At 35.1% G+C, this 16,879-nt stretch carries 7 protein-coding genes; 3 read left to right on the forward strand and 4 right to left on the reverse strand.

What is annotated here, in order from left to right; all coding sequences use genetic code 11:
- Positions 1 to 2 precede the first annotated feature (2 nt).
- The 4 genes from ACFS3A_RS00460 to ACFS3A_RS00475 form a co-directional block, all read right to left on the reverse strand.
- A complete protein-coding gene (locus ACFS3A_RS00460) occupies positions 3 to 449 on the reverse strand; it encodes a hypothetical protein (protein ID WP_343590828.1) in 447 nt (148 codons plus the stop codon).
- Positions 442 to 1,587 carry a hypothetical protein gene (locus ACFS3A_RS00465; protein ID WP_343590829.1) on the reverse strand — a complete coding sequence of 382 codons (1,146 nt, stop codon included), beginning with the start codon at positions 1,585 to 1,587 and terminating at the stop codon, positions 442 to 444. The genes ACFS3A_RS00460 and ACFS3A_RS00465 overlap by 8 nt, the downstream gene beginning before the upstream one ends.
- Entirely contained in the window at positions 1,584 to 2,621 is a 1,038-nt protein-coding gene (locus tag ACFS3A_RS00470) for a ComEC/Rec2 family competence protein (RefSeq protein WP_379823185.1), read from the reverse strand. Before ACFS3A_RS00470 ends, ACFS3A_RS00465 begins: the two co-directional genes overlap by 4 nt.
- A gap of 514 nt (positions 2,622 to 3,135) precedes the next feature.
- On the reverse strand, positions 3,136 to 3,846 hold the full coding sequence (locus ACFS3A_RS00475) for a hypothetical protein (protein ID WP_343590831.1): 711 nt from the start codon (positions 3,844 to 3,846) through the stop codon (positions 3,136 to 3,138).
- Positions 3,847 to 4,723: 877 nt separating this feature from the next.
- On the opposite strand from ACFS3A_RS00475, the gene ACFS3A_RS00480 reads away from it, so the two are divergent.
- The 3 genes from ACFS3A_RS00480 (at position 4,724) to ACFS3A_RS00490 (ending at position 16,874) form a co-directional block, all read left to right on the forward strand.
- Positions 4,724 to 7,900: a DEAD/DEAH box helicase gene (locus ACFS3A_RS00480; RefSeq protein ID WP_379823186.1), complete on the forward strand. Its 3,177-nt coding sequence runs from the start codon at positions 4,724 to 4,726 to the stop codon at positions 7,898 to 7,900.
- 528 nt (positions 7,901 to 8,428) lie between these two features.
- Positions 8,429 to 10,087, forward strand: a complete 1,659-nt coding sequence (locus ACFS3A_RS00485) for a T9SS type A sorting domain-containing protein (RefSeq protein ID WP_379823188.1) — start codon at positions 8,429 to 8,431, stop codon at positions 10,085 to 10,087.
- Position 10,088: 1 nt separating this feature from the next.
- Positions 10,089 to 16,874 (forward strand): DUF5977 domain-containing protein, encoded by a 6,786-nt coding sequence (locus tag ACFS3A_RS00490; protein ID WP_379823191.1) that lies wholly within the window; start codon positions 10,089 to 10,091, stop codon positions 16,872 to 16,874.
- Positions 16,875 to 16,879: the final 5 nt, after the last annotated feature.

Genomic DNA, 16,879 nt, shown 5'->3' on the forward strand with positions numbered 1-16,879 from the left:
ATCTACCAGATTAATTGTTGTTTTTTTAGCTCGCTCATACTAACAGCTTTGCACCATTGCATAATTTCTTCACGAATTTCTGGCATTATGTTGTTATCTTCCATTTCGGTGACTATGGATAATCCTGTAGCGCTCATACCAAAACTAATTATGCCATTACTTTCCTTAATGACTAAATATTTTTTCTCATGCGATAAAATTATGTTTTTGCGTAATGAGCTGGAAATTTCCCAAGGGGAAGAAAGCAAGGTGGAAAGTTTTTTTACAGAAACATTTTTTTTAACAGCATCTAAAATAAATGCAATCTTCTTTAAAGGAATTGAAAGCGTTTTACCGTTTATCGAGTACTTTATGATTAGCAAGATCATCAATATATTAATCTGATCGTTTTCTTGATATCCCTCAAGAATCTTGATTTTATTTCCTTTTATTGTTATTTTTTCATTCATTTCCTAATATACTTAAGCTGCAGTCTGCGATCCATTCGCTAATTCCATAAAATGCCAAAAGTTTTACATCCGACGGGGAAAAAACAGAACCCAGGCACTCACGTAAATAATTTTCATATTCATTTTTAATGTTTGTAACGCCAAGACGAGCTTCCCTTTTATCATTTGCATATATATTCTTATCTTCGAGATCATAAACCTTATATGCATTTTTATATAAAGTAAACAACTGTTCATTATTACGTAATTCCGTTGTAATATATGCTTTTCCAAGAAGCAGTTTTTTTATAATATGCCTTTTGTTTTTTTCTAATTGATCTTCAGCGTATACATTTGGCAATTTACTATTGATATATTTGAGTTGTGGCTTGTTAAGGTCATTATTCTCCCACTCAGTAATTGCATCTTCATCTATTGCATCAAATATAGCTTCTAATGACCTCAGGCTTAGAGTAGAATCAAAATTTAATTCCTCTGAATCCATAATTGGAAGTTCAATTCCTAAAATTTTAAGAGCAGATAGAGCCGATACGCTTACAAACTGAATTTGGCCGTCATCCCCTTTATTTGGAATTTCTGTCATTACTCCGGCACATATAAGCTCCGTATGATTTTCAATAAATAGACCTGAACCTGACCATCCGCCTAACCAATCACTACCCGCACTGTAGGTATTGTTACTTAAAAGACTTTTGTCAACACTACAGAGGAAATGGTAATTAATCTTTTCACAATCTGAATTGAAATATAATTTTTTGTGGGTTACCGAAGTTTTAGAGCTTTCATATTTTCCCCGAAACATTAGTGAATGAGTTGGGTTTTTTGGAATTGTGCAGAATTTAGGGCAGATGAAACTTGCAAGATCTGATTTACAATCCAGTTTAAAAATTGTAATATCATGCTCTTTTGCCAGTTCTTGATTTCCCACCAACTCTATGACTGGATGTGCAAGACCAGTATGATCTACGACATTCCAATTTTTGAGCACAGGTGTCTGGTCAAAATTTTTACCAAATAGATTATGACTTGCTGTTAAACATAGTAGATCTTCTTTCCATGGGAAAATTACGGAACTTCCGATAAATTTGCCATCCTTATGGATTAGTCCCGTGGTGGTGTTTAAATTAGAAATACTCATTCTTCAGGAAATTTTAAAAATTGAATTACTTGAAAATCTAAATTAAGTGTGTTTTGTTCTTCGGCCGTTAAAAGTTTGTCTAAAGGTAGGGGGTAATTCGAATAAATTGTAATTGGATTGTCATTTGAAATACGACCATAAGTGCTTATCAATATTAAAGTTTCTCTTGAAGGATGGTAATACGGTCCGCTTCCGTCTGTGGAGATCAAATATTTGGAGCATTTTATTCTCTCCAATAAGTCCTGTGTCGTATTATGTTTGGATCCGTGGTGGCTAACCTTAAATAAATCAATTTCTAGCTGATTCTCTTTGGTATAGCCTTTTCTGTCCAATTCTTCAATTATTAGTAATGGATTAGCATCCCCTAGAAATAAGAGTCTAAAATCTTTATATTCTAATATAAAAGCGATGGAGCTGGCATTGAGTAAATCTGTTTCCCAATTATGAGGTATAGGTTGATTGGAGAGGATGTGTTCTCTTTCAATTAATCTTTCGTCGCGTGCAGCTACTTTGTTGTCAACTTGATTTCTTGAATACACATATTGTTGATATATTTCATTTGCAGTCCATTTAGCTATTAGTCCTTTAATGACTTCTTCCTTTGGGGAAAGTATATGAAGGCTTAATCCCTGAATGTTAATTAAATTGTCATTATTCTCCTTTAAATATAGAGATATACACTGGATTCCACGCGAACGCAGAAGTTCCTCCAATTTTACGCCATGTTCAACTCCCACGAGATCTGAATCTGATGGTGCTAAAATAAGCTCTGGTGTATTCATAAAAACTTTTGAAGCTGGGTTAAATGCGGTTTCTTTATCTTTAAGCCATTTGAAAAAACCTCCAACATGATCATAATCTACATGAGTTACAAGTATAGAGTCGTGCTTACCAAAATCTTGAACCCTGGATTTAAGAAATCGATATGTATTTTGGTTTCCGGTATCAATCAGTAGTCGATGTGGATCTTCTTCATTCCAAGAAAGCATAAAACTATCTCCTTTTCCAGCAAGAAAACAGTCCAGCCTTAACATTGCAAATGACTTAAAATAGATGAGTTAGTAAATTGATTTATGTAGTTTTTGAGCATAGTTTTAAGTTTAGTTGGTTTAAAAATACAAAAAATCACGTTGTAATAGTCTATCCAGCAAGAGTACGAATATTCTTTTATAATAGCTAGAGTCAATTTGTGGGGAAGTTTTTTGTTAGTGGCTAATTTTCCTTAATTCTTTCCAGTTCTAAACCTTCTTGTAATGCCTCATACATAGAATTTTAACTAACATATTTTAGTCGAACGTATTTATCAAATTAATTTTTCAAAACCTTAGTAAAAGTATTATTTTTTTATTTTGGGTGTTAACCTTTCATAAGATCAGGTATTTTTACTTGCTCTTATACTTGTTAATTTTGTTCAAGTTAGGTTTTTAAGTTTTCTAAAGCATAATATTTTATAGAATATGAAAAGATCTAATTTCACTCAATAACGAATATAAATAGAAATAAAAAAGCCTGCATTTTTGCAGGCTCCATTATGACTTTGAATATATTTTAAAAATAAAATTTTCCCTCTGCTTCAAATCCTGTAGGCTTTTGAGAAGGCATTTTCTCTAATTCTGATTTTTCACCCTTTCTAGTGTAGACATCAACAAAACGTTCTCTATCTTTTCCCATAAGATGTTTTCCTTTTTGCCTTTCGAGCCAGCCTGTAACAGTCACTCCGACAAATTTTGGGAAAAGCTCTCTTCGAGCTAAAGGGCTAGTGGAATTAAAACTCTCACGACTTCTGCCTGATAATTCAGCTTGTGGATGTTTGCTGTGGTCGTATTTCCACCATACAGAAATTTCAAGTTCACCAAATCCTATTTCCCGCCATTTTATGACTGAAGGGTATTCAAGAACTTCAGCAAAAACATGTCCCTTCTGATCGTTTGCGTTCGGATTTTCAGGGCTATTTAAGGATATCAGGTTCTTTTTTAAGAGTTCATTAATTCCAGCCACTAAAAGATTGCGATACGGATCGAGTTTTTTTCTTCCCTTAAGTTGTGAGTTTTTGTTAGTATTTTCCCGAGTATCAGCGGTGTGATTTTTAATAGCATTGTCCCTTATAATGCTGTTTTGGAAATTTTTAAAATTGGTGAATCCAGACTGCACAGCAGCAACATCCAATGCTTGAATGTGTGTAATATTCTGTTCTTTTTTGATTTTTTTGGCCTGACGCTTCAAGTAGCTTTCAGTATGCCCTGTATCGTTCTGTTTCATTTTCATTGTGAATTTATTTCTCGTCAAAAAATGTCGCCCATCAGCCATCTTTCGAAACGAGAACTAAGTTTCGACAATGAAATTGTAAATAAGACGGTGCTGATACAGCTTTGCAGTGATGAGCGGCACGCTTCCGTTAAAAGCGATGTGTAAAGTTAATAAAAATATAATTACCCGCTTAATAATATGTTGTAAAGATTATCCAGTTTTCTGGCAAGTAATCTTCGTAAATTGTTTATAATTTGAGTTTCAGCTGAAAGTTCGAGCGGACAATTATCAAGATATTCGTTAAGCAGCTTGTTTAAAATATTTCTATTGACACGAATTGTAACGTAATCTTCGGTTATAAATTTGGAAACGTTATCCCTGCATTTCATCCGCTTTCTTTGGCAATGGATTTTCCTTTTGCCTTTTCAAGAAGTGTCTTAAAAAAACAATATCCTTTGGAGTTGTTGATTGTTTGGTCTGGAAAAAGTCCAAGTCAATATCTAGTCAACCTGAGATAAAGATAAAGTCCAAAATAGAATGGTGACTGAAAAGCAGCCTATAACACTCCAAATGAAAAAGCCTTTAACGCTAGTGTTTAAAGGCTTTTTCATTTGGAGTTTCTTTTGAAACTTCTACTGGCGGAGGAAGAGGCTTCGATTATCTTATTTTGATTCCAGTAATTACTGGTACTTTCAGCATTTTTATATAAAATTTGATATAGTACAAATATTACTCTCAAATTTTCTGTAAAAGTATAAATTTTCTGCTTAATTGAGGGCTATAAAATGAATGAATTATTCACTTTTTATGTGGTTTTATAGTTAATATCTTAATTAGCAATAATGTATGTAAATCTTTAATTTAGCACTACCAAATTAACTTTCTAACGATGAACCAACTACAACAGTTTAGCCTCGAAATACCTATTGAGGCAAAATTTATATTATATGAACCGCTTTATTATTTTAAACATTCTAAAGATTGCGGCAGTTTCCGTCAAGTTGCCCTTAAAGCTGGATCGCATAATTTAACTTTAACTCATAAGAAAGATTCTGTTTATCTAGTGCATGATGTTGAAGGAAATTCCTTTACAGCTTCGGTTACTTTCAAACAAGGGATTTATAAATTTAGTGGCTTAGCTGAACATTCTATTGAATATTCGAAACAAGATTTCAATTTATACAGAAATGGAACAGATGGTTATTCTTTAAGACCTGCTCAGTCAGGAGCTTTATATTCTTTGTTATCCCATTGGTCGTTGAGCTATGATGCATGCACTATTGTACTGCCGACCGGTACTGGAAAGACGGAAACCATGCTGGTAGCTGTATTAGCTGATAATGCTCAGAGAGTATTGGTAGTCGTACCGACAAAGGATTTAAAAAAGCAGTTGTCTCAAAAATTTGAAACTTGGGGTATGCTGAGACAACTAGGAGTAATAAGCGGTGCCACTTCAAACCCGAAGGTGCTTATATTGGATAAAATTATTTCCAACCCTAAGGATATATTAGATATACAATCGGCAGAAATAATTGTAACAACTCCAGGATTAATTGCGAGGGCAAGTTTCCCAATACTGGAAGCATTGAAAGGTACTTTTTCTCATATTTTCTTTGATGAAGCGCATCATGTTGCAGCGACGGGTTGGAAAAGAATAAAAACACAGTTTGAAGATTCAAAAATTGTACAATTTACTGCAACTCCATTTAGGAATGACAAGAAGCCCATTGAGGGCAAAATTCTCTATAATTATTCTTTAGCAAGAGCATTAAAGGACAATTGTTTTTCAAAAATTTCTTTGATATCAGTTGATGAAAGACATCCTAAAAGAAAAGATAAAGCAATTGCTGATGCTGCAATACAAAGACTTAGAGAAGATAGAGCAAATGGATTGACTAGGCATAAGGTTATGGTTAGGACAGAAAAGAGCAAACATGCGGAAGAACTATATAAGAACTACAAAGAATGGTTTCCTGATGAGAGAATTGTTGTAGTTCACAATGAAACAAAAGGACAGGCAAAGATTGTTGAAGACATAAAAAGAGGCTTATATGATATTGTGATATGTGTTGATATGCTTAAAGAGGGCTTTGACTATCCTGATTTTAAAATTGCAGCTGTGCATAAGCTTCATAAATCTTTGGCAGTCCTTCTCCAGTTTATAGGACGATTTACCAGAACGCAGGAAGGTTTGGGAGATGCTTCATTTGTTGTAAATTTTGCAGATGAAAATTTATCTGTGGAATTGGAGAATTTATTGCAGGAAGGATCTGGATGGGAGGAAGTTATCAGTGAAATAGCTGATGCTAGGAAAGCTGATGCGGAATCTTTATTATCTTTTTTACAGGGATGCAAACCATTTTCAGGTTTTGATTCTCCTGATACAGAGTTAAACCCGAAGCTGGTTTATCCTGCTTTAAGCTGTATGTGCTACAGAGCAGCGAAGGTTGATTGGAATAACTTTAAGCTTGCATTCAATCTTTCTAAATATGCTCTTACCCAGCCATATTATAACCCTGATGAAAATGTTTTTTATTTTACCACGCAGAAAAGAGAGAAGGTAAAGTGGGCCAGAACAGATAAACTACGTGATCAGACTTGGAATTTGATAGTAATCCATTTTGATTCTGTGTCGCAATTGCTTTATATCGGATTTTCAGAAAAAACTCTTGAAATAGATAAATTAGTAGAATTCCTCACTGAATCCAAGCCAGAACGCGTATCTGGAGATCCTGTTTTTAGAGCATTTGACTCTATAAATCGACTAAGTATAGTGCATGCAGGGATTTTTAAGCCAGCTAGTCATTTACATCGTTATTCAAGATTAAGCGGCTCAGATGTTACAACAGAACTAAGTAGGTGGAAAAGTGGAACAAGATGCCAGAAGTCCGATTTTGTAGGAGTGGGGTTTAGAGATGGTTTTCCTGTGAGTGTAGGCGCCTCGGTTAAAGGGAAAATTTGGAGCCCGGCAAGAGTTGGGGATTTAAAACAATGGAAATCTTGGTGCATTCAAGTAGGTAAACTTATTACAGACGAGTCGATAGATTCGAATAAATTACTAGAAGATTCAGCTGAAAAGACAGAGTTAAAGCTTTATCCTGAAAACTTAATTGTAATGGCTTGTGATTGGTCAGAGGAACTTTATGATAAAATACATAAAATTACAGTGGATTCAGGTTCAGTTTCTTATCTTCTTAGTGAGGCATATATCAAGCTTTTAAGTATTAGGGATGATAGGGCTCAGTTTGTTTTTTATCTGCAGAATGAGAAAATAGAGTTTAGCATCAGGCTTGGAGGCGAAAGAGGACATAGTATTGAGGGATTGGATAAGAGTCGTTTTTTTGTTGAAGGATTAAGAAGTGAGCCAATGGAGTTAAAAGAATTCTTTGAAAAGTATCCTCCGACAATGTTCTTATTAAATGGTGATACTATCTCAGGATGTATTTGGACTCAATATGCCCAAGTTGCTGCTGTCAGTATTCCTGATGATAGAATTGAATCCTTAGGATGGGAAGAAGTGCAATACAGTGCAGAGTCAATGTATAAGGGCAGTTTGAAACGTGAAAATTCTGTACAGGAGTATATGATGAACAGATTAGTTAACCAAGGAGCAAAAGTAGTTTTTAATGATGATAATTCTGGAGAGTCGGCTGATATAGTTGCAATATTTCATGATGCAGATACCATAAGATTTGAAATGGTTCATTGTAAATACTCAAAAAATACTGCCGGTGCCAGACTTTCAGATTTATATGAGGTCTGTGGACAGGCTATTGTGTCCTTAAGATATAAATGGAAACCAGAAGAGCTCTTAAAGCATATGGAAAGGCGTGATAATACAGGTGTATTAAAAGGAAGAAGGTTTTATTATGGAACTAAGACTGATATTGAGAATATTAGAAAGGCACTTCGATATAGCGAGGTAAAGTTTGAATTTGCAGTTGCACAGCCAGGTGTAAACGTTAAAAAACTAAACGATGAAATGAAGGGTTTTTTAAGTTCTGTATATTCAACGGTTGTAGACATGACAGAAACAGAATTGAAATGTTATTTTAACAGTAAATAATTTGCTACTGCCGCTAAAAAATCAAAACCCTCAGCGTTAACTGAGGGTTTTTTTTAAGCGGAGGAAGAGGGATTCGAACGGTTGTTCAGATTTCTCTTATATTCTGCATTTTTCTAATATTTTTTTAAGTACTGCGCCACGATTACGCCATAAACTTTTTATGCATTTTTATGCATATTGAAAGGTTAAAGATCGATTTGCATCTTGTTTAAATCATCAAATAATTCATGATTGATTTAGAAACAAAGATATGAATTTTAATTAATTAAGAAGCATTTGAAAAGTTATGCACTGCGAGTATCCACAAAAATTAGAATGGTAGATTATTTGTAAGTACCCATTAATTTTTGTGGAAGAAAAGGTATATATTCCAACCAAAATCGCTGCCATCTTCTTTTATTTATACTTTAATAAATTTTTTAGATTAAACAAAAGCTAAATCTTTACGGAATCCCGTAAAGAACTTATAAACAGTTAAATTATATTCGCTGCATAATTATAATAATCCCAAATTTTATGATAATGCTTATGCGGAAACTTTACTTATTACTTCTTTTTTTAGTGCCTTTTTTGAATTATTCTCAGGATATTCTTTGGGAGAAATCCTATGGAGGCACACATGCAGATTATCTTTTCGATGCGCAACCCACAGCTGATTATGGTTTTATTCTGGCAGGAAGTTCTCTTTCTGATAAGACAGGAAATAAGTCCGAAGAGAATCATGGAGATTTAGATTACTGGATTTGGAAAATGAAAGAAAACGGAGAACTGGACTGGCAAAAAAGTTTTGGAGGCTCTGGTTTTGATATGCTTCAGAGTATAAAAAATACCATAGACGGCGGATTTATTTTGGCAGGTACTTCAAGCTCTGCCAAAAGTTTTCAAAAAAAAGAAGACTGCAAAGGACTTTCGGATTTTTGGGTAATAAAACTTAATGCTGCAGGTGATGAACAATGGCAACGTACCATAGGCGGAGACGGTCAGGAAGAATTATTGTGTGCTTTCCAGACTAAAGACGGAGGATATATTTTAGGGGGTTCATCAAGTTCTAGTCCGCGTTCTGCAATTAGTTCCAAGCTTGACGAAAAATCTTTTGCTTCCGACCCGTATTCAAAATCTGAAAAAAGCAGAGGAAATATGGACTACTGGGTTATCAAATTAGATAAACAAGGTGTTATTGAATGGCAGAAAACCTACGGAGGTCAGTATTCTGATATTTTAAGAAGTATGGAGCAAACCGCAGACAACGGTTATATTCTGGCAGGTTATTCCAATTCTCCTATATCGGGTGATAAAACAGAAGCCTATAAAGGAGTGGGTGATTACTGGATTGTGAAGATAAATGATACAGGTGTAATACAATGGCAAAAAACTTATGGAGGTGATGGCGATGACCAGCCTTATGTGATTCATCAGACAAAAGACGGCGGATATATAATAGGAGGAAACTCCAACAGCTCAAATGCGTTAACCAGTCAGGGAGGAATTGTAGGTAACGGAACTGATTACTGGATTTTGAAACTGGATCAAGAAGGAGGAGTAATCTGGAGTAAAACATTTGATTTTGGTAAAGTTGATATTTTAACATCGTTGGTAGAAAATGCTGATGAGACTTATTTAATAGGTGGCCATGCACGAAATTCCGGGCCGAAATCAAACGGAGGTTTAGTGTCAAAAGCAACAAATTTAATTGCTAAAGAAAAAGATGGTATTAATGACTACATCGCGCTGAAAATTAACAATGAAGGGGAAGAGATCTGGAATAAGACAGTTGGAAGCGGAGGAGAGGATATTTTGCGTAAACTGGTTGAGACCAGAGACGGAGGTTATTTGATGGCCGGTACTTCTAACGGATCATCAAAAGATAAAAATTCCAATATAGGGAACAATGACTTTTGGGTAGTAAAACTAAAAGACAAAGCCAAAGTTGAAAAAGTGAAAGCCAGTATAGAAGCTATTCCTAACCCGGTATCTACTTACACCAACGTTATTATAGGTTATGATTTTAATAAAGGAACCGCTTCTGTAATAGACATTTTAGGAAGAACACTCCAAAGGTTCGATATTTCCAGCAGGACTGTTCCTGTGGATATGACTTATTATCCGGAAGGTGTCTATATCATAAAAATTCAGACTGATGTAAAAACAGAATCAGTGAAAGTTATTAAAAAGATAAACGGTAAATAGAATGAAGCATTTTATCCTTTCAATTCAAACAATAGTATTGTTGTTTCTACTATTATTTATAAACTTTTCAACGTCCTTACAAGCACAAACAGGAAATACTTCTCCCATACCTGATTTTGCTCCGAAAACTCCAGAAGCAGCAGCTTTTTTGAAATACGGAGAGTATCCGGTTGATCTTTCTACAGGTGTTCCTGGTATCTCAATACCATTGTATAGTGTCGATATAAAAGGGTTTAAACTTCCAATTTCTTTGGACTATCATGCTTCTGGAATCAAAGTCAATCAGGAAGCAACATGGGTCGGACTAGGATGGAATTTAAATGCTGGTGCTCAGGTTATTTTAAGCCCAAGAGATGAAATCGATGAGAATTATCCTGACGTTGATGTAATTCCAAATGATGATGATATAATCGCTTTTTTCAAGCAACATCCTTACAGACATAATGATGTTTCCATGTTAAATACGAGCCTTGACAGGTCAAGGGTTAAAGACATGTATGTATTTTCTTCTCCTACTGCGAATGGTAGTTTTTACATAGACAATCTTAAAGAAAAAAAGGTGGTGACGATTCCTCCAAATGCTTTTAAAGTTGAACTTATAGGGGGTAGTAGAGAAAACATGAGATTTAAAATTACAGATCCTCAGGGTAATGTATATTCTCTTAATACAACTGAAATTTCAGTGAAAGCTTTGACCCATGATGACAGATATATTAGCGCCTGGTATGTTGATGAAATTAAAACCCCGTCAAACAATAAAATAGAGTTTTTATATGAGGACGACGGGGGACTTACAGATTTGAGTTTTTCTCAAAGAGTAGATATAAAAAAAATCACTAAGAGTGATCGGGAAAAATGTTCAGCATTTTCGCAGTATACGCAGGTTGGAGCGGTAATAGACGAAAAAAGTAATGTTGTAACATTATCAAAAAAGATAAAAGAAATAATTTTTAATGAAGGGAACTCAAAGGTTATTTTTAGTAAGACTGCCGGAAGACAAGATTTGAGAGATGGAAATAGTTATTTGAGTAAGATAGAAGTTAGAGATTTTACAAGTATAAAGGGATTTGTATTTCAATATTCTTACTTTACTTCATCCAGTTCGGGCAGTAACTACACCGGCAAAAGATTAAAACTGGATAAGATTAGCGATTTGTATGGTAAAAATGAACAAGAATTTGTTTATTCGAATATTGCACTACCTAACAAAGAGTCTAAAGAACAGGATTATTTTGGTTTTTACAATCAGAGAAGTAACCAGGACCTGATTCCTAAGCATTATATTTCATATCCCTATCCAACCGAGATTGGGAAAGCAGACCGAAGAGTCAACCCTTTAGTGAATCAGACAGGCATTCTGAAGGAAATTCATTATCCTACAAAAGGGTATACAAAGTTTAACTATGCAGCTAACCAATTTTTTGGAATTGACCTTTTTGATAAGTATAATTCAAACATTATAAACAGTCCCGTTATTCAGGGCACTGGAGGGACACTTCAGGTTAAAGAAAAGCCAGGGATTGACGGAATGGTATGTGATAATCCGGATCCTTTAGAATGTGTTAATTATGTTTCAATTCCGTTTACTGCTATAGAAGCTAAAGGCTTGTTGACATTTAAACTGGATGCGCCAGAAGGAGATAATCCAACATTATTAAAATACCATTATGCAAAAGTGAGGGTTTTTTCAGGGCAAAATGAAGTATATAACTCGGGAAAATTAGTAAGACAGGAATATAATATTCCAGTTGAGTTACCTGAGTCAGGAACAATAGAGGTGGAAGTTTACGGTAAATTTTATAGTGTAAATAATCTGCAATTAAAATATACAAATAATGACCCAACACCTAAAAATAATTTAGGAGCCGGGTTGCGAATTGAAAGTATCGAAAACTACAATCATGACAATTCACTAATTTCAAAGAAAGAATATGATTACAGTGATGTTGAAAAACCTCTTCAAACCAGTGGTAAATTGATAAATGAGCTGAGTGCCACTTTTGAAACTATGAGTTTTAAGAATTATAATTTTTATCCATGTTCTACCTCACAGAGTGGTTCGAATGGTTGTGATCCACTTTATGATCTTCAGAATACATCCAGTATCACTTCAAATTCAAGATATGGAATAGAAGGAAACACGGTAATCTATAAATATGTAAAAGAGAAACAAGTTGATGTATTAAATCAAAACAATAATATTGTCAGTTTATATGAATTTACTACAGCTTCAGATGATGTTCCTTTAGGTAATCCAGGATTACAAATATCAACAACATGGAAAAGAGGTAAAGTATTAAATAAAAAGATTTATAAAACGATAGGACTAAGCAATGAGTTGATCGAGGAAGAAAAAAATACTTATATTGAAGATCCGACAAATACTTCAAGATACAAAGGGTTTAAGATGTGGCGTTTAGGTAAAACAAATATAACGGAAGATCCAAATAATCCTTTTGTGCTAACTTGCCCCTATTATGCAAATGGACTGGATATCAGAGTGCTGGACGTTATAGAGCCGATAACATATGATATTCTCATTCTATGGTATTATCAAAAAGCCTCTGAGAAAACGAGCTATTATTATGATTCATCTAATAGCCTGACAGGAAAAGTAATTACTACTACCAATTTTAATTATAATAATCCGGAACATCTTCAATTATCCTCACAGACGGTTAAAAACTCAAAAGGTGAAATTCTTGAATCAAAGTATTTTTATGCGGGGGATTCGGAAATGACATCTAAACCATTTATAAACGAATTGAAGGCAGCTTATTTAATAGGAGTTCCTTTGAACACACAAACATTTAAAGGAGGAGTAAAAATATCGGAACAATTAACGAATTATGATAAAAGTTCTTCTACAAACAATTTGCTTCTTCCAAAATCTGTTTATGCAAATAAAGGTACAGCAGAAATTGATTTGATTTTGGACAAAAAAATCACTTATGATTTATATGATGACAGAGGCAATATATTGCAGTATACACAAGAAGGAGGATTACCAGTTTCTATAATATGGGGATATAATAAAATGCATCCAATTGCAAAAATTGAAAATACAGCTTATTCATCAATTAGTCCGGAAACGATAACAAATTTACAGACTCTTTCTAATAGCGATTCAGATAACTGTATGTCTGCTGATTGTTCAGAACAGGTGTTGAGAAACGCATTGAACTCATTTAGGAACTCGTTTTCAGATGCGTTTATTTCAACTTATACTTATAATCCTTTAGTTGGTGTTACCAGTGTTACAGATCCGAAAGGATTTTCTTCATATTATGAATATGATCGTGATGGTAGATTACGATTTGTGAAAGATAAAGATCTGAATGTACTCCAAAAATATTGTTATAATTACAAAGGTCAGACAATAGACTGTGGTGATAATTCGTCAACAAGTGTCGTATTATATAAGAGTGTTGCACAGAGCGGTTCGTTTACCAAGAATAATTGCCCTGCCGGAGCGTCAGGTTCAAGTGTAAGTTTCAGTCTTGGAGCAGGTGCAGTGACATCAACAGTCTCTCAGGCAGATGCAAATGCTTTAGGATTAAATAAATTCAATACAGACGGGCAGAATTATGCCAATGCAAGTGGATCTTGTACATATTACAGTGTTGCCCAAAGTGGTTCATTTACCAAAAATAATTGCGCTGTTGGAGCATCGGGTTCAAGTTTAATTTACAGTCAGGCAGCTGGCGTTATGACATCAAATGTTTCACAAACTGATGCTGACGCTTTAGGGTATTCTAAGTTTATTAATGATGGACAGAATTATGCCAATGTCAATGGATATTGTACTTATTATAGTGTTGCACAAAGTGCTTCATTTACTAAGAATAATTGTCCTGCAGGAGCATCAGGTTCAAATGTAGATTATAGTCAGTCAGCTGGGGTTGTAACTTCAAATATTTCACAAGCTGATGCCGATGCCTTAGGATATTCTAAGTTCATGAATGATGGTCAGTCATATGCTAATGCTAACGGATATTGTACTTTTTACAGTGTTGCGCAAAGTGGCGCGTTTGCTAAGAATAGTTGTAACGCAGGAGGATCAGGATCAACAGTATCCTACAGTCAATCAGCAGGAGTTGTAACATCAAACATTTCGCAAGCTGATGCAGATGCTTTAGGATATTCTAAGTTTATTACTGATGGTCAGAATTATGCCAATTCCAATGGATATTGTACGTATTACAGTGTGGCTCAGAGTGGTTCATTTACCAAAAATAATTGCGCTGTCGGAGCATCAGGTTCAAGTTTAATTTACAGTCAGGCAGCTGGAGTTATGACATCAAATGTTTCACAAACTGATGCTGACGCTTTAGGGTATTCTAAGTTTATTAATGATGGACAGAATTATGCCAATGCCAATGGATATTGTACTTATTATAGTGTTGCACAAAGTGCTTCATTTACTAAGAATAATTGTCCTGGAGGAGCATCAGGTTCAGATGTAAATTATAGTCAGTCAGCTGGAGTTATAACTTCAAATATTTCACAAGCTGATGCCGATGCCTTAGGATATTCTAAGTTCATAAATGATGGTCAGTCATATGCTAATGCTAACGGATATTGTACTTTTTACAGTGTTGCACAAAGTGGCTCGTTTGCTAAGAATAGTTGTAACGCAGGAGGATCAGGATCAACAGTATCTTACAGTCAGTCAGCAGGAGTTGTAACATCAAACATTTCGCAAGCTGATGCTGATGCTTTAGGATATTCTCAGTTTATTACTGATGGTCAGAATTATGCCAATTCCCATGGATATTGTACTTATTATAGTGTTGCCCAAAGTGGTTCATTTACTAAGAATGACTGTGCTTCCGGAGGATTAGGGGCAACAGTTTCCTATAGTCAGTTAGCTGGAGTTGTAACCTCAAATATTTCACAAGCTGATGCCGATGCTTTAGGATATTCTAAGTTTTTTAATGATGGACAGTCTTATGCCAATGCCAATGGATATTGTACTTATTATAGTGTTGCTCAAAGCGGTTCATTTACTAAAAATGATTGCGCTGTCGGAGGAGCAGGTTCAAATGTGAATTACAATCAGGCAGCCGGAGTTTTAACATCAAATATTTCGCAAGCTGACGCTGATGCATTGGGACTTGCTAAATTCTATACAGATGGTCAGTCTTATGCTAATGCTAACGGATATTGTACTTATTACAGTGTCGCACAAAGCGGTTGGTTTACAAGAAATAATTGCGCTATGGGTGGAACGCCTTCAAGTCTATTTTACAATCAGACGACAGGAGCATCAATATCAAATTTTTCTCAGGCAGATGCCGATGCATTAGGATATGCTAAATTCAATACGGATGGTCAATATTATGCCAATATAAATGGAACATGTACATTTTATAATGCTGCAGTAAGTAAAGTGTTTTTTAGAAATAATTGTCCAGCTAACACTGATCCGGGATCATATACTTATTCTGTTTCATACGGAACCTATACAAGTACTATTTCTCAGGAGCATGCAGATCAGTTAGCACAAAATGCTATCAATGCTTATGGACAAAATGCTGCAAATGCAGAAGCAGTATGTATATTTTACAGCGTAGCACGAAATGGCTCGTTTATAAAAAATAATTGTGATGTAGGCGGAGCAGGTTCAAGCGTGACTTACAGTCAGAACAGAGGAGTTTTAACTTCTACCACTTCCCAAGCGGATGCCGATGCTTTAGGGTATTCTAAGTTTATGAATGATGGCCAGGCTTATGCCAATGCAAACGGATATTGTACGTATTACAGTGTGGCGCAAAGCGGCTCTTTTGCTAAAAATAATTGCGGTCCGGGAGGAGTACCATCAAGTGTATCTTATAGTCAGACGGCAGGGGCAGAAATTTCAAATATCTCACAAGTTGATGCAGATGCAAAAGGACTTGCTTTATTTTACTCAAATGGACAAGCCAATGCAAATGCAAATGGAACTTGTACATATAGTAATGCAGCAATTAGTCAGACATTTACCAAAAATGATTGTCCCGCAAACAGTACCCCGGGTACTTACACTTACACTGTTCCCGCCGGAAAATATACTGGAGGATCACAAGTATTGGTAGATAACTTAGCACAAAATGAAATGAATGCAAATGGGCAATATTTTGCAAATATGATAGCGGAATGTTTTTTTTACAATACAGCTAGGTCAGGAGTATTTGTCAAAAACAATTGTGGCGCTGGTTTGACGGGAGGTTCTGTTACTTATAGTGTTCCAAGTGGAAAATATATCTCAAATTCTCAAGAGAATGCAGATAATTTAGCGCAATCTGAGGTAAATAATAATGGACAGGAATATGCAAATACAAATGGCATTTGTCTTTATAATAGTATTGCGAGAAGTGGATCGTTTACCAAAAACAATTGTGGACAAAATGGAGATGGATCAGTTGTGAATTACACTCAGGGCGCTGGCGCAGTTACATCAACAGTTTCTCAGGCCGATGCAGATGCTTTAGGTCTAGCCAAATTTAATACTGATGGACAGGCTTATGCTAATGCAAATGGCGGCTGTTCTGTAGGTTTTAGTTATGAATATTTTTTTAATGCTTCTACCAGACAGCTTAGTCTAGATGTTATGGCTTCCGGTACGGCTCATAATGGTGCTACACTTTATTTTACGATCAATTTCATCCGAACAAGCGGGGTAGGATCTAGTGTAACTCAAACAGTAGTATTTTCTGCAGGTCAGACAAGTAAGCTGGCTACCATTACGTTACCACCTACAAATAGAATTGCTAGTGTAACATTGGATCAATTGATTAGAAATTAATAGTA

This window comes from Flavobacterium notoginsengisoli (genome assembly GCF_042686225.1).
GTDB classification, from domain to species: Bacteria; Bacteroidota; Bacteroidia; order Flavobacteriales; family Flavobacteriaceae; genus Flavobacterium; species Flavobacterium notoginsengisoli.